This window comes from Cyanobium sp. NS01 (assembly GCF_014280235.1).
GTDB lineage: Bacteria > Cyanobacteriota > Cyanobacteriia > PCC-6307 > Cyanobiaceae > NIES-981.
This window is the reverse complement of the sequence record NZ_CP047940.1, coordinates 2,439,770-2,465,329: the sequence shown is the minus strand read 5'-3', so window position 1 is coordinate 2,465,329 and position 25,560 is coordinate 2,439,770. Positions and strand designations below refer to the sequence as shown.

Here is a 25,560-nt window from a genome sequence, read left to right as displayed (position 1 = left end):
CGCGCCGATGAACCGCTCCTCCTCCAGCTTCCCGCTCCGCCCCCGCCTGCTCTCCTCGCTGTGCTCCCTGCTGCTGGTGCTGGGGATCAGCCTGGGGCTGGGTGGCTGCGTCACCACCGGCCTGGCCCGCACGGTCGACAGTCCCTGGGAGTCCGTACCCCTCAACACCACGGCCAACCCGCTGGCCGTGGCCTTCTCCGACGCCGACCACGGCTTCCTGGTGGGCAGCAACCGGCTGATCCTGGAAACCAGCGACGGCGGTGCCAGCTGGGAGGAGCGGGCCCTCGATCTGCCCGAGGAGGAGAACTTCCGCCTGATCAGCATCGACTTCCGCGGCGACGAGGGCTGGATCGTGGGCCAGCCCGGCCTGCTGCTGCACAGCTCCGATGCCGGCCGCAACTGGAGCCGCCTGTTCCTCGACACCAAGCTGCCCGGCGAGCCCTACCTGGTCACGGCCCTCGGCCGGGACACGGCCGAACTGGCCACCAGCGTGGGAGCCATCTACGACACCAGCGATGGCGGTGCCAGCTGGCAGGCCCGGGTGGGGGATGCGGCCGGCGCCGTGCGCGAGCTGCGCCGCAGCCCTGATGGCCGCTATGTGAGCGTCAGCAGCCTGGGCAATTTCTTCTCCACCTGGAATCCCGGCCAGGAGGTGTGGCAGGTGCACCAGCGGGTGAGCAGCCAGCGCCTGCAGACCATCGGCTTCCGCCCTGACGGCACGCTCTGGATGCTGGCCCGCGGTGCCCAGATCCGCTTCGGCAGCGATCCCGCCGAGCCCGAGCAGTGGAGCAAGCCGGTGATCCCGATCACCAATGGCTACGGCTACCTCGACATGGCCTGGGATCCCCGTGGTGGGATCTGGGCCGGCGGCGGCAGCGGCACCCTGCTGGTGAGCAGCGACGACGGCCGCAGCTGGGAGCAGGACCCGGTGGGGGCCCAGGAGCCCTCCAACTTCACCCGCATCGTGTTCAGCCGCGACGGCAGCAAGGGCTTCGTGCTGGGCGAGCGCGGCTCGCTGCTGCGCTGGGTGGGCTGAGGGACGGCCCGCGATCCAGCGGCGTTTCTCAGGCTCGCCAACTTCTGTAACCAAGGGGGACGGCCGCTCCCGCAGGGCCAGACCCTCCCCCTAGGATCGCCGAGCTGAACGCTTGTCGCTATGGCTGCCGGCTCTACAGGGGAACGCCCGTTCTTCGAAATCATCACCAGCATTCGCTACTGGGTGATCCACGCGGTCACCTTGCCAGCGATCTTCCTTGCTGGCTTCCTGTTCGTGTCCACCGGCCTGGCCTATGACGCCTTCGGCACGCCTCGCCCCGACGCCTATTTCCAGGCCCAGGAGAGCAAGGCTCCCGTTGTGAGCCAGCGCTATGAGGGCAAGAGCCAGCTTGACCTGCGTCTGCCATAAATCCCCATGACCCAGTCTCCCGTCTCGACCACGCCGCGCAACTATCCGATCTTCACGGTGCGCTGGCTCTCCGTTCACGCCCTGGGTATTCCCACGGTGTTCTTTCTGGGGGCCCTGGCGGCCATGCAGTTCATCCGTCGCTGAGGTCTCCTGCCATGCAACGCAACCCGAACCCCAACAACCTGCCGGTTGAGCTCAACCGCACCAGCCTCTACCTGGGGCTGCTGCTGGTCTTCGTCACCGGTGTGCTGTTCACCAGCTACTTCTTCAACTGATCCGGAGGGCACCCCATGAGCGGCAAGAAATCCAACATCCCAGATGGCCGGATCCCGGATCGCCTGCCTGACGGCCGTCCGGCTGTGGCCTGGCGCTCCCGCTGGACAGCAGGCGTTCTGCCCCTGTGGCTGGTGGCCACCGCCGGTGGCATGGCTGTGATCTTCGTGGTGGGCCTGTTCTTCTACGGCTCCTACACCGGCGTCGGCTCTGCCTGAATCCTGGCCCGATTCCCGGCCCAAGCCATCCCCAGCAATGCCTCTCCCCCGGTGGACAGCCTGGCTGCCACCGGGGTTTCCTGTGGGAGACGGTTTGGCTGAAGCCTCGACCTCCGGCCCGTTCCCCGCTCTCCGGTGAAGAAGCGCACCCTCCTGAATCACGGGGCCCTGGCCTGGTTTGCGGGTGCTCTGCTCAACGCCTACGGACAGCTGATCCTGCTCACCTCCCGCGTCGTGGTGCGCCGCGACCAGCTCAGTGCCCGTTTGATCGGCGCGCAGGGGCGGCCGGTGATCTATGCGCTCTGGCATTGCCATGTGTTCTTCATGCCGATGCTGCGCATCAGCAGTGGACGCCCGGTGGCGGTGCTGCTCAGCGCCCATCGCGATGCCCAGATCGTGGGGGTGGCGGCCCGCATGCGCGGCGTTGAGCTGGTGGCCGGCTCCTCCACCCGGGGGGGTGTGCGCGCCTATCTGCAACTGATTCAGCTGCTGCGCCGGGGACGCTCAATCTGCATCACCCCGGACGGCCCCAGGGGCCCTGCCCGGCGCGTCAAGCCCGGTGTCGTGCACCTGGCCCAGCAGTCGGGGTGTGCCGTGGTGCCGGTGGGCCTGGCCGTGCGCCGGGGGCGCCGGTTGCGCTCCTGGGACCGCACCCTGCTGCCCTTCCCCTTCTGCTCGGCCGTGCTCAGCCTGGGGGCGCCCCTGTGGTTGCCGCCGGTGGAGGATACCGAGGCCCTCGCCCTGCAGGCCGAACAGCTGGAGGCGGCCCTGGAAGCCGCTTCGGAGCAGGCCTCCCGTGCCCTCTGAGCCGGTGACACTGCCGTTGCTGGGCCTGCGACTGCTGCAGACCCTGCTCACCCCCGGGATCCTGCTGCTGCTGCTGCTGCGGCTGTTGCAGGGCAAGGAGGAGTTGCGCCGGTTCCCGGAGCGGCTGGGCTGGGCGGGCCATCAGCGCCCCCCCGGCCCCCTGATCTGGATGCACGGCGCCAGCGTCGGCGAGCTCACGGCACTGTTGCCCCTGCTGCGGGAGCTGGGCGCAGCCGCTGCCGAATCGGGCCTGGAGCCACCGGCGCTGCTGGTCACCTCAGTGAGCCGCAGCTCCGCCCAGCTGGCCCAGCGGCTGCTGCCGGAGGGGGTGATCCATCAGCTGGCGCCGGTGGACCACTGGCTGGCCCTGGCCCTGTTCCGCCGCCACTGGCGGCCCCAGCTGGGGTTGCTGGCGGAGGCTGAGCTGTGGCCGGAGCTGGTGCTGGCCATGCCGCGGCTGCACCTGGTCAATGCCCGCATGAGCGAGCGCTCCTACCGCCGCCACCGCCGCCAGCCGGCCTACGCCGCCTGGCTCTATGGCCGTGCCCGTCTCTGCTGGGCCCAGTCGGAGCCCGATGCCGCCCGCCTGCGTCGGCTGGGCGCCACCCAGGTGGAGGTGGTGGGCTCCACCAAGCGGGACGCCGATCCCCTCGCCGCGGACGAGGCGATCCTGGCCCGGCTGCAACCGCTGCGGCGCCGGGGGCCGGTGCTGCTCCTGGCCAGCAGCCATGCCGGGGAGGAGGAGCTGCTGCTCCAGGCCCGCCAGCGGCTGCAGCAGCAGCTGGGCCCGCTCACCCTGGTGCTGGTGCCGCGGCACCCGCCGCGGGCTGCCGCCGTGCTCGAGCTGGCCCGGCGGCAGGGCCTTGTGGCCATTCTCTGGAGGGAGCTGGCCGCCAGGGGCCCGGCTGACCATGCTGATCTCGACGTGCTGGTGGTGGATGTCCTGGGAGCGATGGGCAGCTGGATTGGGGCGTCGGATCTGGTGGTGATGGGCGGCAGCCTGGCTGCGGGGCGACACCGGATAGGGGGCCACAATCCCCTGGAGGCCATCCGCGCCGGCAAACCCGTGGTGTGTGGGCCGGACATGGCCAACTTCGCTGGCCTCAGCGAGGAGCTGCAGGCCGCCGGTTGGCTCCATGCCTGCCCCACCGACGAGCTGCTCTGGGCTCGGGTGGTGGAGCTGCTGAGCCGGGGGGCGCCGGCGCCACCCCCCTTGCGTCTGGAGGGTCCCTCGCGCCGCATCGCCAAGCGCCTGATCGCTGAACTGGGCACTGCTGATCTCACCGACGCCGGGCTGGCCGACGCCCACCTGGCCCGGGAGGCGCGCTGATGCTGATCCGGCCGCCTGCGTTCCTCTACCAGCGCGGTCCCTCCCTGAGGGCACGGCTGCTGCGTCCACTGGCCGTGCTCTATGCCCTCGCCAGCGGGCTGCACCGGGGCTGGGTGCGACCCCTGCGCCCAGCGGTGCCGGTGGTGTCGATCGGCAACATCACGCTGGGCGGCACCGGCAAGACCCCCCTGGTGATCGGTCTGGCCCGGGAGCTGGGCAGGCGGGGGGTGCGCCTGGCCGTGCTCACCCGCGGCTACGGCAGCGGCCGCCGCTCGCCGATCCGCCTGGAGGGCGGCCGCGGCCGGGAGCCGCTGGCGCCGGAGGCGGGGCGCCGTGCCCCCCTGCGGCAGGTGGGGGATGAGGCCCTCGAGCTGATGGGCAGCCTGCCCGGCGTGCCGGTGTGGGTGGGTTCTGATCGCCGCTCCGCGGCCCGCCAGGCGGTGGCCGAGGGGGCCGAGCTGCTGCTGCTGGATGACGGCCTGCAGCACTGGTCCCTGGCCCGCGACTGCGACGTGACCGTGCTCGATGAGCGCCATGGCCTCGGCAATGGGCTGCTCTTTCCCGCTGGACCCCTGCGCGAGCCGGCCTCCCAGCTGGGGCGCGCCGACCTGCTGGTGCTCACCGGCAGCGGCGCTGCTCCCATGGCCGGCGGCGACCCCAGCGTGGACCTGCCTGATCTGGGGGGCCGTCTTGCCCCCGAGCAGTTGGGCTGGCCCGCCGCCAAACCCTGGTTGCGGGTGCCCGCCAGCCTGCAGCCGGCCCCCAGCCTGCGGGGACGGCCGCTGCTGGCCTTCTGCGGCATCGGCTTGCCGGGCAAGTTCTTTGCGGCGCTGCGCCAGGCGGGGCTGCAGCTGGTGGGGAGCCAGGCCTTCCCCGACCACCACCCCTATGCTCAGGCCGATCTGGAGCGGCTGCTGGCCATGGCCCAGGCCCGGGGAGGAGCCACGCTGGTGACCACCGTGAAGGACTGGCATCGCCTGCCCCCCCATTCCCGCAGCGTGGTGGCGGCCGTGCCCCTGGTGCTGGATCCTGAGGCGCTCAAGGCCCTGGCCGACCTGGTGCAGGAGCGGTTGCGGCTGGCATGGAGCTGAGCCCGGCCCCATTGCGGCTGCTGGTGGTGGCGGGTGAGGCCTCGGGCGACCTGCACGGCGGTGCCCTGCTGCGGCAGCTGCGCTCTCGCCTGCCCGAGGCCGAAATCCTGGGCGTGGGGGGGGAGCGGATGCGGGCCGCCGGCCTCTTGCAGCTGGCCGATGTGCGCCATCTCTCCGCTGCCGGGGTGGTGGAGATCCTGGGCAGCCTGGGCCGCCACTACCGGGTGATGCGGCTGCTGAAGCGCCAGATGGACCGCCAGCGCCCGGCGGCCGTGGCCCTGATCGACTACCCGGGCTTCAACCTCCTGGTGGCCCAGGAGGCCCACCGGCGCGGCATTCCGGTGTTCTTCTACATCGCTCCGCAGGTGTGGGCCTGGGGCCAGGGCCGGGCGCGCCGGATGGCCGGCTACATCGATCGTCTGGCGGTGATCTTTCCCTTCGAGGCGCCGCTGTTCAATGCCCACGGCCGGGCCTTCGCCCGCTACGTGGGCCATCCCCTGATGGATGGGCTGGCGGTGACCTCCAGCCGGGAGGCCACCCTGCGGCGCCATGGCTTCCGGCCCGATCAGCGGCTGTTGCTGCTGTTGCCGGGCAGCCGCCGCGCCGAGATCCGGCTGCTGCTGCCGGCCCTGCTCGCCGCCGCCGCCGCGTTCCGCCGGGAGGGCTGGCAGGTGGGCCTGCTGCGGGCCCCCACGGTGGACCAGGCCTTTCTCGAGCAGGTGGCCGGGGAGACCCCCCTGCCCCGCTGCTGCTCCGGCGAGGACACCAACAACCTGCTGCACGCCGCCGATGGCGCCCTGGTCAGCTCCGGCACCGCCACCCTGCAGGCCGCCCTGCTGGGTTGTCCCCACGTGATCGTCTACCGCTTCTCGCGGCTCACCTATCTGTTGGCCAGGCTGGCCACCCGCCATCGGGTGATCGGTCTGCCGAATGTGATTCTGGGTCGGGTCGCCTTCCCGGAGCTGGTGCAGCGGGCCGTGACGCCGGCCAACCTGGTGCGGGAGCTGCGCCAGCTGCTGGCCGATCCCGCCGGGGTGCGCCAGGCCGTGGAGGAGCTCCGCAGCAAGATGGGGCCGCCGGGCGCCTCGGCCCGGGCGGCCGACGAACTGGTGGATCTTGTGCGATGAGCAGGCCTGTGTACCGGCGCTTCCTGGCCTACGGGAAGCCCTATCTGTGGCCCACCTTTCTGCTGGCCCTGCTGTTCAACCTCGGCTATGGGGCCTCCACGGGCTTCGTGCCTCTGGTGATTCGCCACCTCTTCGACGACGTGCTGCCCAGCAGTGATCGGGGCCGGCTCTACAGCGCTCCGGCCGTGATCCTGGGGGTGATCGTGCTGCGGGCCGTCTGCCAGTACCTGGGGGCCTACCTCACCGAGACGGTGAGCCAGTCGATCACGGCGGATCTGCGCTCCGATCTGGCCGCCAAGGTGATGGTGCTGCCGCAGTCGTACATCGACCGCCATCCCTCCAGCACCCTGATCTCGCGTCTGCTCAGTGATGTGACGCTGGTCAAGACCGGCATCGTGGACGGCTTCTCCTCGATCTTCAAAGATGCGCTCACCCTGCTGGCCCTGGTGCTGGTGGCCTTCTACCAGGACTGGCTGCTGGCCCTGATCGCCTTCATTCTCTTTCCAGTGGCGATCCTGCCGGTGCTGCGCTCCTCGAAGAAGGTGCGGCGCCACTCCAGCCGCGGCCAGTCAAGCCTGGCGCGGCTGGCCAGCTACCTGCAGGAGTCGCTGGTGGGCTCCCGGGTGGTGAAGGTCTTCGGCATGGAGGCCTATGAGCTGAAACGCTTCCACGAGGAGAACACCGCCGTGCTCAAGGCGGCCCTGCGCACCACCAGGGCCAAGCTCGCCAACCAGCCCCTGATGGAGCTGCTGGGGGCGGTGGGGTTCAGCGCGGTGCTGGTGTACGGCGGCGAGGCGGTGATCAGCGGCAGCCGCACCACCGGCAGCTTCTTCGCCTTTCTCACCTCCCTCTACCTCTGCTACGCGCCGTTCAAGGGGCTGGCACGGGCCAATGCAGTGCTGCAGCAGGGGGTGTCGGCGGCCCAGGATCTCTTCGCCATCCTCGACACCCCAGTGGATCCGGTGGAGGCTCCGGTGCCGCGGCAGTTGCAGGGGGTGGCCCGGGAGCTGCGGGCTGAGGCCCTGAGCTTCGGCTACGGCACCGACCCCGTGATCCGCCAGTTGGCGCTGAGGATCCCCGTGGGCAGCACCGTGGCCCTGGTGGGCCCCAGCGGCGGCGGCAAGAGCACGATCATCGACCTCTTCTGCCGCTTCTACGACCCGGACGCCGGCCGGATCAGCATTGACGGCATCGACATCCGCGAGCTCTCCCTGGCCTCGTTGCGGAGTCTGATCTCGGTGGTGGATCAGAACACCTTCCTGTTCAACGACACGGTGGCGAACAACATCGCCTATGGCCATGCTGCCGCCTCCCGCGCGGCCGTCGAGGCCGCGGCCCGGGCCGCCAACGCCCATGGCTTCATCGCCCAGCTGCCCCAGGGCTATGACACCCTGATCGGCGAGAACGGCACCCTGCTCTCAGGCGGCCAGCGGCAGCGCATCGCCATCGCCCGCGCCCTGATCAAGAACGCCCCGATCCTGTTGCTCGACGAGGCCACCTCCGCCCTGGATTCCGCCTCGGAGCAGGTGGTGCAGGAGGCCCTGGATCGCCTGATGAGCAACCGCACCACCCTGGTGGTGGCCCACCGGCTCTCCACGGTGGTGAACGCCGACCGGATCTGCGTGATCGAGGCCGGCGCGATGGTGGAATCCGGCACCCACCGGGAGCTGATGGCTCGCGGCGGCCGGTATGCCGCCTTATTTTCGACACAATTCGCAAACCCTTCCGTGGTGTCGTCCCGATGACCATCGCCCCCAGCCGTTCCCCGGCCCCCTCCGGCGCCACCTGGCAGCGGGCGGACTGGGCCAGCTCCTTCCGCAACGTGGGCACCGAGCTCGCCGATGTGGCCGTCACGGCGAGCCGGGGCACCATCCCGGCCGAGCTCTGCGGCAGCCTCTACCGCAACGGCCCGGGCCGGCTGGAGCGGGGCGGGCAGTGGGTGCACCACCCCTTCGATGGCGACGGCATGATCACGGCCCTGCGCTTTGAGGGCGGCGAGGCCCGGCTCAGCAACCGCTTCGTGCGCACGGAGGGCTGGCAGGCCGAGGAGAGCGCCGGCCGTTTCGTGTACCGCGGCGTGTTCGGCACCCAGAAACCGGGGGGGGCTCTGGCCAACGCCTTCGACCTGCGGCTCAAGAACATCGCCAACACCCACGTGGTGCGCCTCGGCGACCAGCTGCTGGCCCTCTGGGAGGCGGCGGAACCCCATGCCCTCGATCCCCACAGCCTGGAAACCCGGGGCCTCAGCCGCCTCGATGGGGTGCTCAAGCCGGGTGAGGCCTTCAGCGCCCACCCCCGCTTTGATCCCGGTCACCGGGGGGCGCCACGGATGGTGACCTTCGGTGTCAAGAGCGGGCCGCGCAGCACGATCCGGCTGATGGAGTTCGCCACGGCCGACGACCCTGCCGCCGGCGTGCAGGCGGGCCAGCTGCTGGCGGAGCGCCACGACACGATGGCGGGCTTCGCCTTCCTGCACGACTTCGCCATCACCCCCAACTGGGCCGTGTTCCTGCAGAACGCCATGGCCTTCAATCCCCTGCCCTACGTGCTCGGCCAGAAGGGGGCAGCCCAGTGCCTGGCCTCCAAGCCCGGCGAGATCGGCCGCTTCTTTCTGGTGCCCCGGCCCGGCAGCGCCGCGGCGGAGCGCCATGCCAAGCCCCTGGAGGTGCCAGCCCCCGAGGGCTTTGTGTTCCACCACCTCAATGCCTTCGAGGATGAAGCCACGGGCGAGCTGGTGCTCGATTCGATCTTCTACGCCGACTTCCCCTCGATCGGCCCCGGCGACGACTTCCGCTCGGTGGACTTCGAGGCCATTCCCGAGGGGCAGCTGAAGCGCTGCCGCATCGACCTGGAGCGAGCCGCCACTGATCCTGCCGGGGCCGTGAGCTCCGACTGGCTGGAGCAGCGCTGCTGCGAATTCGCCACCGTGCATCCGGCCCGCCAGGGCCGCGAGGCCCGCTTCGCCTGGATGGCCGTGACCGAGCAGGAGCGTGGCAATGCGCCCTTGCAAGCGATCGAGAAGCTGGATCTCAGCAGCGGCGAGCGGCGCGTGTGGTGCGCCGGGGCGCGGAGCTTCGTGAGCGAGCCCGTGATGGTGCCCCGCGCCGGCACGGGCTCTGAAGCCGCCAGCGGCCCTGAAGACGACGGCTGGCTGCTCTGCGTGGTGTGGAACGGCGCCCGCTGCGCCAGTGATCTGGTGATCCTCAACGCCCACGATCTCTCCGAGCAGGCGGTGCTGGAGCTGCCGCTGGCCATCCCCCATGGCCTGCACGGCAGCTGGGTGGCGGCCTAAGGGCTGGCGAACAGCTGGCGCAGCTGGGGTGCGAGGGCCGCGAAGGCGCGGCCCCGATGGCCCAGGCGGGCCTTGGTGGCGCTGTCCATCTCGGCGAAGGTCTGGCCGGCCTCGGGCACGTGGAACACCGGGTCGTACCCAAAGCCCCCCGTGCCCCGGGGCGCCTCCAGAATCACGCCCGGGCAGTGACCCTCCACCGCCAGCCGCACCCTGCCTTGGGGGTCGGCCACGGCCAGGGCGGCGCTGAACTGAGCGCTGCGCTGCTCGGCCTTGGCGGCGCTGGAGCTGCCACCGACGGCGGCCAGTTCGTCCAGCAGCCGGGCGATGCGGGCGGCATCGGTGGCGGCGTAGCGGGCTGACTGCACTCCCGGGGCACCGCCGAGGGCCGCCACGCAGAGGCCGGAGTCGTCGGCCAGGGCCCAGCAGCCCGTCAGGCGGGCCACGGCGGTGGCCTTGATGGCCGCGTTCTCGGCGAAGCTGCTGCCCGTTTCCTCCACCTCCAGGCCTGCGGGCTGGGGCCTCACCTCCAGGCCCAGCCCCGCCAGCAGCCGGCTGAATTCGCGCACTTTGCCGGCGTTGCCGCTGGCGATCACCAGCACGCCGGGTTTGCTGTTCGTGGTTTCCATGGCCAGAGCCTCACACCTGCTCGGCCAGCTGCTGTGCCCAGGCGAGCACACAGGCCACCCGCTCCGGAGTGGGGGCCTCGCAGTAGAGCCGCAGCAGTGGCTCGGTGCCCGAGAAGCGCAGCATCAGCCAGTGGCTGGGTCCCAGCCGCAGCTTCACGCCGTCGGTGCGGATCACCTCCTGCACCGGCACTCCGGCCACCTCGGCCGGCGGCTGGGCGGCCAGCAGGGCCTCCAGCCGGCCCCGGGCGGCCATGTCCGGCAGGCGCAGATCGAGTCGGTCGTAGGCCGCGGCTCCGCCACAGCGCTGCTGCAGGGCATCGAGGCGCTGGCCCAGGGGCACGCCACCCTCCACCAGCGCCTCGATCAGCAGCAGGGCGGCAAAGGGGGCGTCCCGTTCCGGCAGGTGCATGCCGAACCCCACGCCGCCCGATTCCTCGCCCCCCACCAGCACCTCGCCAGCCAGCATCTCGGCGGCGATGTACTTGAAGCCCACCGGTTTTTCCAGCACGGTGCGCCCCAGCCCCTCCGCCACCTGCTGCATCAGGTCGGAGCCGCTCACGGTCTTGATCACCAGCCCCGGCAGCTGGCGGGCCCGGGCCAGGTGGTCGATGAACAGGGGCATCAGCAGCTGGGTGCTGCAGAAGCGGCCCAGCTCATCCACCGCCGCGATGCGGTCGCCATCGCCGTCGAACACGATTCCCATGGCCGGTTTGCCGGCCGCCGTGCTGGCGCGCACCGCGGCAATGAGCTCCTGCAGGTAGGGCGCCAGGGGCTCGGGGGGATGGCCGCCGAACAGGGGGTCCCGCTGGCTGCGGATCTCCTGGATGGCCCCGCTGGCCAGGGCCTGGGGGCCCAGCAGGGCAGGCAGCACGCCGGCGGCGGAGCCGTGCATCGGATCCACGATCACACTCAGGCCGAGCCGCTCCAGCCCTGCCGCCAGGGCGCCGGTGTCCACCTTGGCCCGCAGGCCCGCCAGGTAGGGGCCGAGGGCATCGAAGCGGAGCGTTTCGCCCGGCCGCGGCACGGTGATGCCGCCGGCGGCCAGGCGTGTTTCCACCCGCTGGGTGAAGTCCCCCTCCACCGAGCCACCGAAGGGCCCCTTGATCTTGAGGCCGAGCCATTCGGGCGGGTTGTGGCTGGCGGTGATCACCAGGGCGCCGAGGGCGCCGCGCTCCACCACCGCCCAGCTGCTGGTGGGTGTGGGGGTGGGGGTGTCGGCGAGCACGGGCTCCAGTTCGGCTCCCCTCACGGCGGCGCAGATGGCCTCGGCCAGCTCCGGCGCCAGGAAGCGGCGGTCGTAGCCGATCACCACTTCGCGGCTGCGCAGCTCCGCCGGCGCCGAGGCGGCCAGTTCGCGGGCGGCGGCCGCCGCCACCGGCAACAGCCGCTCCACGGTGATGTCCACGCCGAGGATGCCCCGCCAGCCATCGGTGCCGAAGCTGATCGGGGCCGCGTCCAGGGGCAGCGGGGCTGAAACCATGAACCTTGGGTGTGGTGCCCGCCAGCTTGCCGGATCCCCCAGCTGACTAGCGTTGCCAGGCCGCTGGGCCCTGGTGCCGGGCCCCTCCGCGCCTCAGCCCCCTCCCCCAGCTGACGATCCGCCGATGACCCAGGTGGTGCTCACCGACCGGCTGTTGCGCAGCTGGCTGCGCTGCAAGCGCCGGGCCTGGCTGGATCGCCATGGCGATCCGGAGGCCAGGCGCTGGACGGCCCATCGCAGCCTGGCCCTCAGCGACCAGCTGGCCAGTTTCCAGAGCCTTCTGGCCCAGAAACCCGGCCATGGCGAGGCGGCCTGTGCAGCCGCTGCCCCGGGGGTGGTGGGGCTGCGGCTGCAGGGGGAGGGGCCCGCGGGTCTGCAGCTGCAGGCCCATCCCTCCCTGCTGGAGCGGCTGCCGGGCCCCAGCCGCTGGGGCGACCATGCCTACCGCCCGGTGCTGGGGCGCCAGGGCCGTAACCTCACCCGCGAGCACCGGTTGCTGCTGGCTCTGTGGGGTCGGCTGCTGGCCGAGTACCAGCGAGCCCCTGTGCCCCAGGCCCTGGTGGTGGCGGGCTCGGGCCGGAACCTGCAGCGAGACACCCTCAGCCTCAGCGCTGGCCTGCAGCACCAGCTCGATGACGCCCTTGTGCGCCTCGCCGAAACCATGGAGAGCCCAGAGCCACCGCCCCTGGTGGCCGACCGCAAGAAGTGTGTGCTCTGCAGCTGGCGCGGCAAGTGCGATCAGGAGGCGGCGGCCGAGGGCCATCTCAGCGAGGTGAGCGGCATTGGCGGCAAGCGGCGCGAGATGCTGCTGGGGCTGGGCATCACCAATCTCAAGGAGCTGGCGGCCGCCGATCCGGCCTGGCTGGGGGAGGCCCTGGCCGTGCACGGCGAGCAACATCGCCACAACGCCGCGGTGCTGGTGGCCCAGGCCCGGGTGCAGGCCCAGGGGCGGCCTGAGCGGCTGGAGCCGGAGCCCCCTGCGGCCGAGGGGGCAGGCGGCCTCGATCCGCTCCCCGAACTGCGCCACTGCCCCGGCGTGCTGCTCTATGACATCGAATCGGATCCCGATGCCCGCGACGACTTCCTGCACGGGTTCGTGATCGTGCCCCGCGGCGCCGACGGCGCCTGGCCGGCAGGCCCTGTGCCCGCCCAGGGCAGCTGGCGCTATCAGCCCCTGCTGGCCCTGTATGACCACGGCGAGGCCCTGCTGTGGCAGCGGCTGCGGCGGCTGCTCGGGCGCTACCCGGCCTGGCCGCTGCTCCACTACGGCGAAACCGAGTCGATCGCCCTGCTGCGCCTGGCCCGGCGCCAGGGGGCTGGGGAGGCCGAACTCACGGCTCTGCGGCAGCGGCTGGTGGACGTGCATGCCAGGGTGCGGCGCCACTGGCGCCTGCCGGTGAACAGCTACGGCTTGAAGGCCGTGGCCAGCTGGCTCGGCTTTCGCTGGAGCCAGAGCGGCGTGGATGGCGCCCGCTGTCTGCTGTGGTGGCGCCAGTGGCGCCGCGACGGCGGCGGCCAGCGCCTGCAGCGGATCTTCACCTACAACCGCGACGACAACCTGGCCACCTGGGCGGTGGTGCGCTGGCTGCTCGACGGCCCAGGCTGACTCAGCTGGCCCCGGATGCGCTCCCGGAGCCGGCCCCCACCGGCGGGGCCATGAACCCAGCCGGGGTGGACATCTGCACGCAGGGCCCGCCGGGGCCGAGTCGCAGTTCGGTGGCGGCAAGGGCCTGGCGGCGCACCAGGGCCAGGCCGATCCAGGCGCCCGAAGCGAGCTGCAGGGCGGAGGTGACGCTGCCGCAGCGGCCGCCATCGGATTCCTCGGCACTGAGCAGCACCGCGCCGATCGGAGCTGCCGCCAGTGGCGTGGGCTGCTCCGCCCCGGAGCCCTCCGCAGGCTGGGGCAGATGCCAGCGGCGCAGCTGTTGTTTGACGCCGTCGTAGGTGGCCAGCTTGGCCAGGGTTTCCTGGCCCACGTAGCAGCCCTTCGAGAGGCTCACCCGATCCGCCAGGCCCAGCTCAAACGGGTTGGTGCCGTCGTTGAGTTCAGCCGGTTCGGCCGGCAGGCCCTGCTGCAGCCGCCAGCGCTCCTGCTCGTCGGCGCCCAGGGGCGGCAGGGCCTCCAGTTCCGCGGGCAGAGCCGTGAGCTGGTGGAGCAACCAGCCTGGCCCCAGCCGCCAGCCCTGATCCGCGGGCAGGGCCTGCCACTGCAGTGCTGCTGGCGGGCCGGCCGGGGTGGGTGTGGCGACGGCGGGGCTGAGGCTGGGCAGGGGCGTCAGCAGCCAGGCGGGCTGCAACGCGCCCAGCTCCACCTGATCGGCGGGGAAGAGCACCCGGTCGAGACCGGCGCGGACGGCGGCGGCATCCCCGTGGGTGATCACCAGCCAGGCGCCCTCGCGCTCCACGAGCACCTCCGCCAGGGCCCGCATGCGGCCGGTGGGGGAAATGCAGCAGGTGCGGATCCAGGCCCCCGCTGGGGCGCGTTCCAGATCAGCGCTGGTCTGTCCATGCAGAAACCGCAGGGTGTCGGGCCCGCGCAGGTGCAGCAGGGTCACGGCTTGCTGCAGCCGTGCCGCGGGGGCGGGTTGCCAGGTCCAGGGATCGTGCATGGTGGAGTTCAGGGCAGAGCGCTGGCCGTGGCCGCCAGCTCGTCGAGCAGAAACAGGCTGCGCAGCTCCAGGCCGGCGGCCGTCATGGCCTCAAGGCCACCCTCCTGCCGGTCCACGATGGTCACCACCCGCTCCACCGCATAGCCCGCCTGCCGGAGCTGGTTCACCGCCAGGAGTGAGGAGCCGCCGGTGGTCACCACGTCCTCCAGCACGGTGATCCGGTTGCCGGCCGCCGGCAGCGGACCCTCCAGCCAGGCGCCCGTGCCATGGCCCTTGGCCTGTTTGCGCACGATCAGGGCTGCCAGGTCCCGGCCCTCCAGGGCCGCCCGCAGGGCCACGGCGCTCACGAGGGGATCGGCCCCCAGGGTGAGTCCGGCCACGGCTGCCGCCTCGGCTTCCACCTCGGCCAGCAGCAGCGATCCGAGCAGGGCCAGCCCCACGCCGCTGAGGCTCACGGGCTTGCAGTTCACGTAGTGATCGCTGCTGCGACCCGAGGCCAGGGTGAAACTGCCGCGCCTGTAAGCCTGGCGGGCCAGGCGCTGCAGCAGTTCCTGCCGCATGGCCGACGGCGTTGCGGACGGGGCCAGACAGGTGGGGGGAGAGGGCAAGAGCACGGCTTGGCGATGAACAGGCGGTTCGCTGTGGAAGAAACGAATCTCAGTCGGTAGTCTGCGTTGTAACTGGCATGGGCATGTAGATGAATGCGCGCGCAAGGCTGGTGATCCAACTTCGGGGTGGCCGGCCAGGTCCCGACCACCTCAGTGCGCCTGCTGGAGTGGCCGTGTCCGCCGGACTGGCCGCTTCGCTGGGCCTGCTGGCTGGCGCACTGCTGGGGGCCCAGCCGGCCCAGGCCGGCCCGATGATCTGCACCACCACCCTGGAGGCTCCTCTCGACCAGCCCTCCAGGTCAGGCCTTCCCTCGGCTCCGGTGGAAGTCACCCGTTGCAGCGCCGTGCAGACGGTGCCTGATCTGGTGCAACGGCGCTATTACAGCTACGCCGCCCCTTTCGCCCAGGCCGTGAGCCTCGGCAATCAGATCACCGAGCTGTTCGGCATCGCCATGGGCGGTGGTGATGGCACCCGGGTGATGGGCCTGGGCTTTTCCGACCAGGCGATCGTCTGGGACAGCACGGCGATCGAAAACACCTTCCGGGCCCTGAACGAGCGTCAGAGCGACCCCATGCCGCTGCGTACGGCGGATGTCTCGAGTGGCTTCAACGGCCACCTCGGCTCCGAGCAGGCCCTGCCCACCGTATGGCAGGACCCCGGCCCCACCTGGTCGCCGCCGCCGCCGGTTCGTGGTCTCTGGTGAGCCCGGCTGTCAGCGAGCGATCCACCGCCTCAAGCCACTCCCCGGGGGCCTAGCAATCTGGTGAATGCAGCGGGCTCATAATCCGCCTTAGGCGAGTTCGATCCTCGCGACCCCCATCAAGGCTGGCGACCTACGCCGGCGACCGGCCTTAGCGTCAGCAGACGACACCCCCCAGGACGCCCTCTCCGCGTGCCCCACCCGCTGTTTCCTCCGCCTCGGCCGGCCCGGCTGCACGCCTGGTGATCCTGCTGCTTGCCCTGCCCGTTCTGCTGCTGCTGCAGGCCTTCTTCTCGGCCGGCGAGCTGGCGGTGATCAAGCTCCGCCCCAGCCGTGTGAGCCAGTTGCTCGAGAGTGGCGAACCCGGGGCCAGGGCCGTGGCCGCGCTGCAGCGGCGGCTGCGGCGGGTTCTGGTGGCCACCCAGCTCGGCGCCGTGCTCGCCCTGGTGGCGATCGGCTGGGCTGGCCGCGCGGTGGCCGATCGGTTCACCGAGGCCTGGGCGGCCCTCGGGCTTCCCTCAGCCTGGCTGGATGGAGGGGTGTTTCTGGCCCTGGTGCTGGCGGCCACCGTGCTCGGCGGCCTGGCCCCCAAGGCCTGGGTGCTGCACAGCCCCGAGAGTTCGGCCCTGCGCCTCTCGCCCCTGCTGGTGGCGGTGAGCAGGAGCCTCGCCCCGGTGATTGGCCTGATCGAGCGGATCTCGGCCATCGTGCTGCGGCTGCTGGGCCTGCCCAGCAACTGGGATGAGCTGGTGCCGATGCTATCCGCCGGTGAGCTGGAAACCCTGATCGAATCGGGCAGTGTCACCGGGCTGATGCCCGATGAGCGCAACATCCTCGAAGGTGTGTTCTCCCTGCGCGACACCCTGGTGCGGGAGGTGATGGTGCCCCGCTCGGGCATGGTCACCCTCCCCATCGACGTGACCTTCGCGGAGCTGATGCGGGCGGTGCATGACACAGCCCACGCCCGCTTCCCCGTGCTGGGCAGCTCCCTCGATGATGTGAAAGGCCTGCTGGATCTGCGGCGCCTGGCCGATCCGATCGCCCGAGGATTGCTCAGTCCCGACACCCCCCTGGCCCCCTTTGTGGTGCCGGTGGCCCAGGTGCAGGAGAGCACCCCCCTGGCCGAGCTGCTGCCCCTGATCCGCAGCGGCCAGCCGCTGCTGGTGGTGGTGGATGAGCACGGCGGCACCGAGGGCCTGGTCACCGTGGCTGACCTCACCAGCGAGATCGTCGGAGATGACGACGACCCCCGGGAGCGGCTCGACGAGCTGCAGCAGCTCAGGGAAGGCTGCTGGTTGGCGGTGGGCGATCTCGAGATCGTGGAACTGAACCGGCAGTTGCCCGTGCCCCTGCCTGAGGCGGAGGGCCACCACACCCTGGCGGGCTTCCTCCTGGAGCGGCTGCAGCACATCCCCGCCGCTGGCGAGAGCCTGCGCTGGAAGGGCTACCACTTCCGCATCCTGGCCATGGAGGGTCCGCGGATCGCCCAGGTGGAGATCGAGCGGCGCCCCGACAGCAGCCCAGTGGCGGCAGCCCAGGAGGCCGATGGCTCAGAGCGGCAGCAGGGGAGCGGCGATCATTGATAATTCACGCGGTTTGCACGCCCCTGCCATGAACCCTGTGCGCGTGGGTGTCATCGGCATCGGCAACATGGGCTGGCACCACGCCCGGGTGCTGAGCCTGATCAAGGATGCCCACCTGGTGGGGGTGGCCGACCCGGATCCCCGCCGCGGCGCCCTGGCCACCGACCAGTTCGGCTGTCCCTGGCACGCCGGCTTCGAGCAGCTCCTGCCCCTGGTGGATGCGGTCTGCATCGCCGTGCCCACCCTGCAGCACCACGCCGTGGGGATGCGCTGCCTGGAGGCCGGCAAGCACGTGCTGATCGAGAAGCCGATTGCCGCCAGCCGCGAGGAGGCCGCTGCCCTGATCCAGGCTGCCGAGGCCGCGGGTGTGCTGCTTCAGGTGGGCCACATCGAGCGCTTCAATCCCGCCTTCCGCGAACTGATGAAGGTGGTGGCCAGCGAGGAGGTGGTGGTGCTGGAGGCCCGGCGCCACAGCCCCCACCCCGACCGGGCCAACGACGTGTCCGTGGTGCTGGACCTGATGATCCACGACATCGACTTGGTGCTGGAGCTGGCCGGTGCGCCCGTGGTGCGCCTGGCGGCGGCAGGGGGGCGCTCCGCCGAGGGCCCGATCGACTACGTCAACGCCACCCTGGCCTTCGCCAACGGGGTGGTGGCCAGCCTCACCGCCAGCAAGATGGCCCACCGCAAGATCCGCAGCCTCAGCGCCCACTGCCGCTCCTCCCTGGTGGAGACCGACTTCCTCAACCGCACCCTGCACATTCACCGCCGTGCCCATGAGACCGTGAGCGCCGAGCACGGTGAGCTCGTGTACCGCTCCGATGGTGTGATCGAGGAGGTGAGCACCACCTCGATCGAGCCGCTCTACGCCGAACTCGAGCACTTTCTGCAGTGCGTGAGGGGCCGGGAGGTGCCGGCGGTGGATGGTCTGCAGGCGTCGCGGGCGCTGCTGCTGGCCGATCTGATCGAGGACTGCGTCGAGCAGCCCAGCCTCTCGATGACCCTGGAGCAGCCGATCTGAACCGCCTGCTCAGGCCTCCAGGGTGAGCTGGCGCAGAGCTTCGAGCTGCCAGGCGCGGCAGTCGGCTGGAGAGGCCTGGTAGAAGGCCTCCCAGGCTCCGGCCTTGAACTGGCCGTAGTCCTCGGGTGGCACCTCGGGATGGCGCTGTTGCCAGCCCACCCGCACGGCATGGCCGATCACCACGTCGAGGGCGAGGTCGTCGTCGAAACGCACCTGGGGGTTCGCCCCCACGAAGGCCATCAGAGTCATCAGGGTTTCGGTGCAGAGTTGCCGGTATTCCGGGGCCTCGATCTTGCTGAGCAGGTGCTCGATCAGGGCGGCGAAGTTCTTCTCCCCGGGCGTTTTCTCACTCAGCAGCGGCCCGCTGGCCAGGCGGTTGCGGCGCTCCAGCTTGTCGCCGATCACGATGCCGCGGCAGTGGTGCAGCAACTCCCAGACCCCGGCATAGAAGTGGCGTGGCACCTGGCTGAGGGCCCCCAGGCGGATGCGGTGCTGCAGCCAGTTTCCGGCCTTGGGCAGCTCCTCCAGCGGTGGCGGCACACTCCAGCGCACCCGCCCGCTCAGGTGCAGCTGCTCCTTGCGCATCAGCGAGGCCTTGGCGTGCTCCACATCGGCCAGCAGGGTCTGCAGCCGACGCCGCACGGCGTGGGGTGGCTGGGCGCAGAGGGCCTCGAAGGCCTCGCTGGGGCTGAGGTCGGCCTCGGCGGCCAGCTCACTGGTGAGCAGCAGCACCAGCTGGCCGAGCTGCAGGGTGAGGCTGCCGCTGAGCAGCCGGGGCTCGTGGCGGGCCAGGCCGTCGAGGGCCAGCAACAGTTCCTGCTGCAGCATCCACTCGCGGCTGTCCTCACCACTGAAGCGCCGGATCATCGCCGCGATCGCGGCGCTGCCCTGGGGCTCGCTCAGCAGCGAATCGCCGGTGTAATTGCGGCCCACCACCACCTGGCGCTGCCGCACCAGCAGGTCCGTGAGGGCATCCTCCAGCTGGGGGTGCACCAGCTCCAGCCAGCCGGCCGTGCGGCGCACCACGTCCCAGTCGGCCTCCACCAGGGCCCGGTGGTACACCTCCTCCAGCAGCCTGCGCACGGCCACAGGCTCGCTGCCTTGGGGCCCGTGCAGCTGCGCCCCCAGCCCGAGACGGCGCACCAGCTGTTCCAGCACCTCCGCCTGCTCCTCAAGGGAGGTGCTCTGCCAGAGCCGCTCGCCCAGCTCGCCGATGGAGAGATCGTCGCGTTCGAGGTCCTGTTCCTCTGCGGCCGAGAGCGGTGCCTGGCGCCGGCTGGCCTGCAGCGGCAGGTCCGCCGCTGGCTCAGGGCCTGTCGCTGCGGCGCCCGTGGCCGCCTCGGCGGGCAACGACACCCAGTGGGCCTGGTCGGCCAGGTCCTCAAGGCGGGCCAGCTGCACCGGCACGCCCCCCACTTCTCCTGCCTGCAGCTGGGCCCCCAGGGCCAGAAACGCCTCCGGTTCCCGCCCGAAGACGGCCTCGGCCACGGGGATCAGCAGCAGTGGGGCGCCCGTGCCGCGCCACTGGCGCTGCAGCATGCGCAGCTCGGCCTGCACTGTGTCGACCAGCTGCTCGGCATCGTCGGCCAGGTAGAAGGTGCCCTCCTCCAGTACGGCCGGCACGAAGGCCAGGGCATCCTCTTCGCCCGCTGCACCTGGCCGTGGGCAGCGGTAGAGCCGGGCCGTGGCGAGCGTTTCCATCCGCACGGGGGGGTGCCCGGTGAGGCCCAGGCGGGCGTTGGCCCCCACCTGAGCCAGGCGCCTGCCAAGGGCCGACGATCCCTGGACTGCGATCCGGCTGGCTTGCTCAGCCGCCCCGCCACTGCTGGGCAGGCCGTGCTGCGCCAGCACAGCGGCCACGGAGGCGCTGCCGGGCACCAGGGCCACCAGCACCTGCTCCGCTCCTGCCGGTTCCGGCCTGCGGCGGCCGCAGGGGTCGAGGTCGGCGGGGGTGATCAGCCCCGCCAGCAGCAGGTCCCCCAGCCAGGTGAGGCTCTGGGTCCAGAGCAGCGGCACGTTGGCGTTCGGCTGGCGCGGCTGGCTGCCCGGCTGGCGCCGCTCCCGCTCCACCGCCTCCGCTGGCACCAGGTAGAGCTCCGGCAGCAGCGGCACGTCGCCCTGCAGCACGCTCACGCTGGCCAGGCGGCCGCGCCACTGGCGGGCCTCGCTCCAGCGCTCCTCGCAGCAGGCCGTGACCAGCTCGTAGGCCCAGAACAGCGGCCATTCGCACTCGATGTGCTCGAACTGGGCCAGCTCCTCGCGCTCGTAGTGGAGGCGGGTGTGGTCTTCCACCACGGTCTGGTGACCGTCACGGCGGAAGCGCTTGTAGCCGTAGGCGCCGCCCAGCTCGGCGCGGATCTTGTTGCGGGTGCGCTCGGCCAGCTCGCGGTCTTCCACGGCCCAGGCGGGGTAGCCGATCACGGCCAGACAGGCGGCATCGGCCTCCTTGCTGCCGGATTCCCGCGGCAGCATGCCATCGAGGGCCCGGCGCAGGCGCACGATGGCGTCGTGGGGGATCACCAGGCAGCAGCTGCCGTCGCCGTGGGGCCCGTAGAGGTCGAGGTCGTCGAGGGCTTCAAGGGCCGCCTTCACCAGTCCGATCGAGCTGGCATTGCGCTCCGGCAGGCCGTGGTTGCCCTTGTCGCCGCGCTCCCAGATGCCGTAGTCGGCCACCCGGTAGGCCCGGGCCACGTAGTACACCAGGTTCTGCACGAAATCTCTCTCGTGGCTGCTGCGCACCACCACGAGGCCGCTGCGGGTGAGTTGGGCGAGCTGCAGCAGGAACAGGGCGGTGGCGTCGAGCTGCAGGTGGCCCCAGCCGTCGTCAGGCACCACGGTGGAGCCGCTGCTGGTGTCGAACTTGGCGTGCAGGGCGTCGCGGCGGTCGAGGCTGTGCTTGAAGCGCTCCACCTTGGTGGCCTGACGCTCCATGGCATTGAGCAGGCCCCGCATCAGCAGCAGCACCCGCTGCTCGAGCTCGAAGGCCCGCCGGCAGGGACCGCGCAGCCGCCGGTGGGCCAGGGCCAGCCCCCACACGCACTGGATCGAGTACACGCCATCGCGCACCCAGGCATCGCCGTAGTTGCCGTGCACGGTGTTGGCGGTGCTGGCCGGCAGCAGCCCGCTGATCGGGTCCTGCCGGTTGAGCACCACCGCAGAGATCTGCTGGTCCAGCTCCGCCAGCAGCTCGGCGGCAGGGTGGTCAACCATCGCCACCGGACTGGGCGGCTTGGGGGCCATCTCGGACTGGGGCATGCGGGGCAGCGGGGAAGGCCAGGGCAAGGGGTGGCCATAGATTCTCTCGCGCAGCGGCACGCTCCATGGCAGCAATGGCAACGGCAGCCCCATCCCCGGGCCGTCGCACCCGGGTGCTCGGCGTGCCCATCGACGCCTGCCCGGATGTGCGGGCGGCCGCCCTGGCCCTGCACGCCCGCGGCGGCGGTCAGATCGTCACGCTCAATGCCGAGATGACCATGGCCGCCCTGGCCGACCCGGCCCTGGGCGCCGCCATCGCCGCCGCCGACCTGGTGATTCCCGACGGGGCCGGCGTGGTGTGGGCCCTTGGGCGCCAGGGGCTGCGGGTGCCTCGCGCTCCCGGCATCGAACTGGCCCATGCCCTGCTGGAGCATGCCGCCGGGGCCGGCTGGCGGGTGGCCCTGGTGGGCGGCTCGCCCCAGGTGATGGGCTTACTGCGCCGGAAACTTGAGGCCACGCTGCCCGCTCTGCAGCTGGTGCTGGCTGTGGATGGCTACCAACCCGCCGAGGCCTGGCCTGGCCTGGAGCGCCAGCTGTTGGCTGCTCCTGCGGATCTGGTGCTGGTGGCTCTGGGGGTTCCCCGGCAGGAACTCTGGATCCGGCGGCTGGCGGGGCAGCGCACGGGCCTGTGGATGGGGGTGGGCGGCAGCTTTGACGTGTGGGCCGGAGTCAAGACCCGGGCACCCCGCTGGATGGGCAGGCTGCACCTGGAGTGGCTCTACCGGCTGATTCAGGAGCCGAGCCGCTGGCGTCGCATGCTCGCCCTGCCCCACTTCGTGTGGAAGGTGCTGCGCCAGGGCTGAAGATCAGCGGAAGCCCACGGAGGCCTGCCACACGAAGGCGAGCAGCAGAAAGAAGAAGGGGATGATCGGCAGGATGTCCACCAGGGGACCGAAGGCCTGGTAGGCCTCAGGCAGCTGGGCCAGGCTGGAGCCCGAAAGGTGGTGCATTGAAGCGTGAGCCAGCAGCGCGGAGACGACCATCCCTGCAGATCCATCAGCGAGAGGCGGACGCTACCACGTGTGGGCGGCCTCAGAGTGCGGTTCCCAGGGAGCGAAATCCTCTGCAAAACAGCCCTCGCGGATCGCCTGGGCCATGGCGTTGCTGAACCGCTGCAGCTGGGTGATGTTGTGGAGGCTGAGCAGGATGCGGGCCAGCATCTCGCCAGCGCGGATCAGGTGGTGCAGGTAGGCCCGGGTGTGGCTGCGGCAGGCGGGGCAGGGGCAGCCGCTGTCGAGGGGGGTGTGGTCGTGGCGGAAGCGGGCATTGCGCAGATTCCAGCGTTCGCCACCCACCAGCGCCGTGCCGTGCCGGCCCAGCCGGGTGGGCAGCACGCAGTCGAACAGATCGAAGCCATGGGCCACGGCCACGGCCATCTCCCGCAGGCTGCCCACCCCCATCAGGTAGTGGGGCGTGTGCTCGGGCAGGAGCGGGCCCACCTGGCGCACGATCCGATGCATCTCCTCCACCGGTTCACCCACGCTGACCCCACCCACGGCGATGCCGGGCAGGTTCATCGAGGCCACCACCCGGGCTGACTCGGCCCGCAGCCGCGGGTAGCAGCCGCCCTGCACGATGCCGAACAGGGCCTGGCCGGGCTGCTGATGGCTGGCCAGGCAGCGCTCCAGCCAGGTGTGGGTGCGGCGGCAGGCGGACTCCACCTCGGCCTCGCTGGCCGGGTAGGGGGGGCACTGGTCGAAGGCCATGGCCACGTCGGCGCCGAGGGCCATCTGGATCGCCATCGCCCGCTCCGGCGTGAGCACGATGCGGCTGCCGTCCCGGGGCGAGCGGAAGGTCACGCCGTCGTCGTCGATGCGGTTGATGCCGGCGAGGCTGAACACCTGGTAGCCGCCGGAGTCGGTGAGCAGGGGGCCGGACCAGCCCATGAACCGGTGCAGCCCGCCTGCTTCGGCCACGATCGCCTCACCGGGCTGCAGGTGCAGGTGGTAGGTGTTGGCCAGCACCATCTCGGCCCCGGTGGCGGCCAGCTGGGGGGGCATGACCCCCTTCACCGTGGCCAGGGTGCCCACCGGCATGAAGCGGGGCGTGGTCACCGGACCGTGGGGGGTCTGGAAGCAGCCACAGCGGGCCCGGGTGCGGGGACAGCGGGCTGTGGCCGTGAAGCTGAAGGGTGGCGGTGTGAAGCTGATGGGGCCGCGCCGGCGATGCTCCGACGCTAGAGGTCGTCTGCCTGTGTCCAGGGAACCCCGCCACACGTCCCGCTCCGCGCCCGACTGGCTGCGGGACCTGGCCGGCGCCTGGATCTTCTACACCGTGCTGCCGGGCTGGCCCTGGATCCGCCCGCGCTTCGAGCGCATCGCCCGCTTCGCGCCGCTCATCGGCCTGGTGCTGGGCGGTCTGCAGGCCCTGGTCTGGCTGGGCACCGCCGGTTGGCTGCCGCTGGGGGCGCAGGTGCTCCTGGTGATCGCCCTCGCCCTGGGGCTCAGCGGTGGGCTCCACCACGACGGCGCCCTCGACACCGCCGACGGTCTGGCGGCCGGCCCCCGGGCCCTGGAGGCCATGGCTGACAGCCGCGTGGGCGCCGCCGCCGTGCAGGCGGCCCTGCTGCTGGCTCTGCTGCGGGGGGCCGGCCTGGTGTGCCTGGCGGGCGCGGCCCCCATGGCCCTGCTGTGGACGGGCTTCTGGGGGCGGCTGTCGCCGCTGCTGGCGATGGCCCGCTTCCCCTACCTGCGCCAGGATCCCGCCGCCGGCGGCAGCGCCGGGTTCCACCGCCGCCACTGGCGAGGCCTGCGCCGGGAGCTGCTGCCGGCCCTGCTGGCCGGGCCCCTGGTGGCTGGCCTGGCGCTGGTGCTGGATCCGCCCCGGGCCCAGGCAGCGGGGAGCTTCGGCTGGCTGCCGCTGCTGGGGCTGGTGCCCGCCGTGCTGGTGCCGTTCTGGCTGGGGCGCCGCCTCGGCGGCCACAGCGGCGACAGTTACGGCGCCTGCGTGGAGTGGAGCGAAGCCCTGGCCCTGCTGCTCATGGGGCTGGTGCTGCGGGCGCTGGCAGGCTGAGGCAGAAGGCATTGCCGTGCGCCGGCAGGGCAGGGTCAAGGTCTGCCGGGGCATTGCACAGCACCAGCTCGCCACCGAGGTGGCGGGCCAGATCGGCGGCCAGCGCCAGGCCGAGGCCGCTGCCGGGCTGGGCGGCGCCCGCCGTGCCCCGCTCCCCCCTGCGAAAAATCCGCTGGCGCTCCGGTGCAGGGATCGGTGGCCCCCCGTCCCACACCACCAGCTGCCAGCCCCCTGCTGGCGTGGGCCGGCACTGCAGCCCCACCGCCGAGCCGGAGGGGCTGTAGCGAAAGGCGTTCTCGAGCAGGTTGGCCACGATTTCAGCCACCGCCCCGCTGTCGCCCTGCCACTGGGGCAGGGCCTGGGGCCCCTGCCAGGGGCGCCCCTGCAGGGCCGCGGTGGCGCAGGCCCGCTGCACCAGGCGCTCCAACAGGTCCGCCAGGGGCTGGCTGGCGGCCCCGCCGAGGCTGGGCGGCAGCAGCAGCGGCCCCGGTCCCGGCTCCTGGGCCGGCTCGAGGTTGCCACCGCCGAGGCGATCGATGGCGTCCACGTAGCGCTGCAGCTGCCGCTCCTCCTGCAGCAATCCCTCCACCAGAGGGCGGTTGCGCTCATCCCCGTCCAGCCGCCGCAGCAGCAGCTGACCGAAGGTGCGCAGGGCGGCGAGGGGATTGCGCAGTTGATGCAGCAGCACGGTGAGTTGCTCGTGCTGGGCGAGCAGCTGCTGTTGGAGGCGCTGTTGCTCCAGGTCGAGGCAGAGCCCCTCGGTGAGGCAGAGGGCCACGGCCTGCAGGCGCTGGCGCAGCGGCTCGGGCCAGGGCAGTGCCGCGGTGTCGACCTGCAGGGCACCCAGCAGCACACCGCCGTGACGCAGCGGCAGCCAGCGGCGCAGATCGGCCACGGCGGTCAGCGGATTGTCGAGGGCCACCGCCGCAAGTGTGCGATTCGCCATCGGCCACTGGCCTACTGGCAGCAGCTGCGGGCTCTTGCCCTCACCCACGTCTGCCACGTACACCACCAGCGAGGTCACGTCGGGCCGGTCGGCGAACTGGGCGAGCTGGAACTGCAGCAGGCTGAGAAAGCGCTTGGAGACAGCCATCACCTCGGCCCCGGGCAGCAATCCAGAAA

At 71.6% G+C, this 25,560-nt stretch carries 25 protein-coding genes and 1 tRNA gene; 18 read left to right on the top strand and 8 right to left on the bottom strand.

Annotation, left to right across the window (positions count from 1 at the left end):
• Positions 1-7: 7 nt before the first annotated feature.
• From CyaNS01_RS12970 to CyaNS01_RS12920, 11 genes are all read left to right on the top strand, one after another.
• Positions 8-1,036, top strand: coding sequence for a photosynthesis system II assembly factor Ycf48 (locus tag CyaNS01_RS12970; RefSeq protein WP_225875683.1), 1,029 nt, complete (start codon positions 8-10; stop codon positions 1,034-1,036).
• 120 nt (positions 1,037-1,156) lie between these two features.
• Positions 1,157-1,405: a cytochrome b559 subunit alpha gene (gene psbE, locus CyaNS01_RS12965; RefSeq protein ID WP_186697419.1), complete on the top strand. Its 249-nt coding sequence runs from the start codon at positions 1,157-1,159 to the stop codon at positions 1,403-1,405.
• 6 nt (positions 1,406-1,411) lie between these two features.
• Positions 1,412-1,549 carry a cytochrome b559 subunit beta gene (gene psbF / locus CyaNS01_RS12960; RefSeq protein WP_006909199.1) on the top strand — a complete coding sequence of 46 codons (138 nt, stop codon included), beginning with the start codon at positions 1,412-1,414 and terminating at the stop codon, positions 1,547-1,549.
• A gap of 11 nt (positions 1,550-1,560) precedes the next feature.
• On the top strand, positions 1,561-1,680 hold the full coding sequence (locus tag CyaNS01_RS12955) for a photosystem II reaction center protein L (RefSeq protein ID WP_186697418.1): 120 nt from the start codon (positions 1,561-1,563) through the stop codon (positions 1,678-1,680).
• 15 nt (positions 1,681-1,695) lie between these two features.
• Complete coding sequence (locus tag CyaNS01_RS12950; RefSeq protein WP_186697417.1) at positions 1,696-1,896, top strand: photosystem II reaction center protein J; 201 nt, start codon at positions 1,696-1,698, stop codon at positions 1,894-1,896.
• A gap of 135 nt (positions 1,897-2,031) precedes the next feature.
• The gene (locus CyaNS01_RS12945; protein ID WP_186697416.1) at positions 2,032-2,703 is read left to right on the top strand and encodes a lysophospholipid acyltransferase family protein; all 672 of its coding nucleotides are present in this window, start codon (positions 2,032-2,034) and stop codon (positions 2,701-2,703) included.
• A gap of 4 nt (positions 2,704-2,707) precedes the next feature.
• Positions 2,708-4,033: a 3-deoxy-D-manno-octulosonic acid transferase gene (locus tag CyaNS01_RS12940; RefSeq protein ID WP_186697415.1), complete on the top strand. Its 1,326-nt coding sequence runs from the start codon at positions 2,708-2,710 to the stop codon at positions 4,031-4,033.
• Positions 4,033-5,124, top strand: coding sequence for a tetraacyldisaccharide 4'-kinase (lpxK, locus tag CyaNS01_RS12935; protein WP_186697414.1), 1,092 nt, complete (start codon positions 4,033-4,035; stop codon positions 5,122-5,124). Before CyaNS01_RS12940 ends, lpxK begins: the two co-directional genes overlap by 1 nt.
• Positions 5,115-6,251 carry a lipid-A-disaccharide synthase gene (lpxB, locus tag CyaNS01_RS12930; RefSeq protein ID WP_186697413.1) on the top strand — a complete coding sequence of 379 codons (1,137 nt, stop codon included), beginning with the start codon at positions 5,115-5,117 and terminating at the stop codon, positions 6,249-6,251. Before lpxK ends, lpxB begins: the two co-directional genes overlap by 10 nt.
• Positions 6,248-7,996: an ABC transporter ATP-binding protein gene (locus CyaNS01_RS12925; RefSeq protein ID WP_186697412.1), complete on the top strand. Its 1,749-nt coding sequence runs from the start codon at positions 6,248-6,250 to the stop codon at positions 7,994-7,996. Before lpxB ends, CyaNS01_RS12925 begins: the two co-directional genes overlap by 4 nt.
• Positions 7,993-9,543 carry a carotenoid oxygenase family protein gene (locus tag CyaNS01_RS12920; protein WP_186697411.1) on the top strand — a complete coding sequence of 517 codons (1,551 nt, stop codon included), beginning with the start codon at positions 7,993-7,995 and terminating at the stop codon, positions 9,541-9,543. The genes CyaNS01_RS12925 and CyaNS01_RS12920 overlap by 4 nt, the downstream gene beginning before the upstream one ends.
• Here the strand turns inward: CyaNS01_RS12920 and rdgB are convergent.
• Positions 9,540-10,169, bottom strand: coding sequence for an RdgB/HAM1 family non-canonical purine NTP pyrophosphatase (gene rdgB, locus CyaNS01_RS12915; protein WP_186697410.1), 630 nt, complete (start codon positions 10,167-10,169; stop codon positions 9,540-9,542). The two genes, CyaNS01_RS12920 and rdgB, sit on opposite strands and share 4 nt — an antisense overlap.
• 10 nt (positions 10,170-10,179) lie before the next feature.
• Complete coding sequence (locus CyaNS01_RS12910) at positions 10,180-11,649, bottom strand: phosphoglucomutase/phosphomannomutase family protein (RefSeq protein WP_186697409.1); 1,470 nt, start codon at positions 11,647-11,649, stop codon at positions 10,180-10,182.
• A 124-nt stretch (positions 11,650-11,773) separates the two neighbouring features.
• Here CyaNS01_RS12910 and CyaNS01_RS12905 point away from each other — a divergent pair, with 124 nt between their 5' ends.
• Positions 11,774-13,255: a TM0106 family RecB-like putative nuclease gene (locus CyaNS01_RS12905; RefSeq protein ID WP_186697408.1), complete on the top strand. Its 1,482-nt coding sequence runs from the start codon at positions 11,774-11,776 to the stop codon at positions 13,253-13,255.
• Between the two features lies 1 nt (position 13,256).
• Here the strand turns inward: CyaNS01_RS12905 and CyaNS01_RS12900 are convergent, their stop codons facing one another.
• Together CyaNS01_RS12900 and pyrE are read right to left on the bottom strand one after the other, a co-directional pair.
• Entirely contained in the window at positions 13,257-14,258 is a 1,002-nt protein-coding gene (locus CyaNS01_RS12900; RefSeq protein WP_186697407.1) for a folate-binding protein YgfZ, read from the bottom strand.
• A gap of 8 nt (positions 14,259-14,266) precedes the next feature.
• Positions 14,267-14,818 (bottom strand): orotate phosphoribosyltransferase, encoded by a 552-nt coding sequence (gene pyrE, locus CyaNS01_RS12895; RefSeq protein ID WP_186697406.1) that lies wholly within the window; start codon positions 14,816-14,818, stop codon positions 14,267-14,269.
• A 215-nt stretch (positions 14,819-15,033) separates the two neighbouring features.
• Between pyrE and CyaNS01_RS12890 the strand changes: the two genes are divergently transcribed.
• The 4 genes from CyaNS01_RS12890 to CyaNS01_RS12875 all read left to right on the top strand — a co-directional run bounded on the left by CyaNS01_RS12890 (position 15,034) and on the right by CyaNS01_RS12875 (position 18,171).
• Complete coding sequence (locus CyaNS01_RS12890) at positions 15,034-15,570, top strand: Occludin/ELL family protein (protein WP_225875682.1); 537 nt, start codon at positions 15,034-15,036, stop codon at positions 15,568-15,570.
• A 43-nt stretch (positions 15,571-15,613) separates the two neighbouring features.
• Positions 15,614-15,686 (top strand) — tRNA-Ile (locus CyaNS01_RS12885).
• Between the two features lie 126 nt (positions 15,687-15,812).
• On the top strand, positions 15,813-17,150 hold the full coding sequence (locus tag CyaNS01_RS12880) for a hemolysin family protein (RefSeq protein ID WP_186700815.1): 1,338 nt from the start codon (positions 15,813-15,815) through the stop codon (positions 17,148-17,150).
• Between the two features lie 28 nt (positions 17,151-17,178).
• Complete coding sequence (locus CyaNS01_RS12875; protein WP_186697405.1) at positions 17,179-18,171, top strand: Gfo/Idh/MocA family protein; 993 nt, start codon at positions 17,179-17,181, stop codon at positions 18,169-18,171.
• A gap of 9 nt (positions 18,172-18,180) precedes the next feature.
• Here the strand turns inward: CyaNS01_RS12875 and CyaNS01_RS12870 are convergent, their stop codons facing one another.
• A complete protein-coding gene (locus tag CyaNS01_RS12870; RefSeq protein WP_370561573.1) occupies positions 18,181-21,426 on the bottom strand; it encodes a glycoside hydrolase family 15 protein in 3,246 nt (1,081 codons plus the stop codon).
• A 65-nt stretch (positions 21,427-21,491) separates the two neighbouring features.
• Here CyaNS01_RS12870 and CyaNS01_RS12865 point away from each other — a divergent pair, with 65 nt between their 5' ends.
• Entirely contained in the window at positions 21,492-22,229 is a 738-nt protein-coding gene (locus CyaNS01_RS12865) for a WecB/TagA/CpsF family glycosyltransferase (RefSeq protein WP_186697404.1), read from the top strand.
• Positions 22,230-22,232: 3 nt separating this feature from the next.
• On the opposite strand, the gene CyaNS01_RS12860 is transcribed toward CyaNS01_RS12865, so the two are convergent.
• Positions 22,233-22,376 (bottom strand): photosystem II reaction center protein K, encoded by a 144-nt coding sequence (locus tag CyaNS01_RS12860; RefSeq protein WP_186700813.1) that lies wholly within the window; start codon positions 22,374-22,376, stop codon positions 22,233-22,235.
• 63 nt (positions 22,377-22,439) lie between these two features.
• On the bottom strand, positions 22,440-23,480 hold the full coding sequence (gene tgt, locus CyaNS01_RS12855; RefSeq protein WP_370561571.1) for a tRNA guanosine(34) transglycosylase Tgt: 1,041 nt from the start codon (positions 23,478-23,480) through the stop codon (positions 22,440-22,442).
• Between tgt and CyaNS01_RS12850 the strand changes: the two genes are divergently transcribed.
• Positions 23,461-24,438 (top strand): adenosylcobinamide-GDP ribazoletransferase, encoded by a 978-nt coding sequence (locus tag CyaNS01_RS12850; protein ID WP_186697403.1) that lies wholly within the window; start codon positions 23,461-23,463, stop codon positions 24,436-24,438. The two genes, tgt and CyaNS01_RS12850, sit on opposite strands and share 20 nt — an antisense overlap.
• Here the strand turns inward: CyaNS01_RS12850 and CyaNS01_RS12845 are convergent.
• On the bottom strand, positions 24,404-25,531 hold the full coding sequence (locus CyaNS01_RS12845) for a sensor histidine kinase KdpD (protein ID WP_186697402.1): 1,128 nt from the start codon (positions 25,529-25,531) through the stop codon (positions 24,404-24,406). The two genes, CyaNS01_RS12850 and CyaNS01_RS12845, sit on opposite strands and share 35 nt — an antisense overlap.
• Positions 25,532-25,560 lie beyond the last annotated feature (29 nt).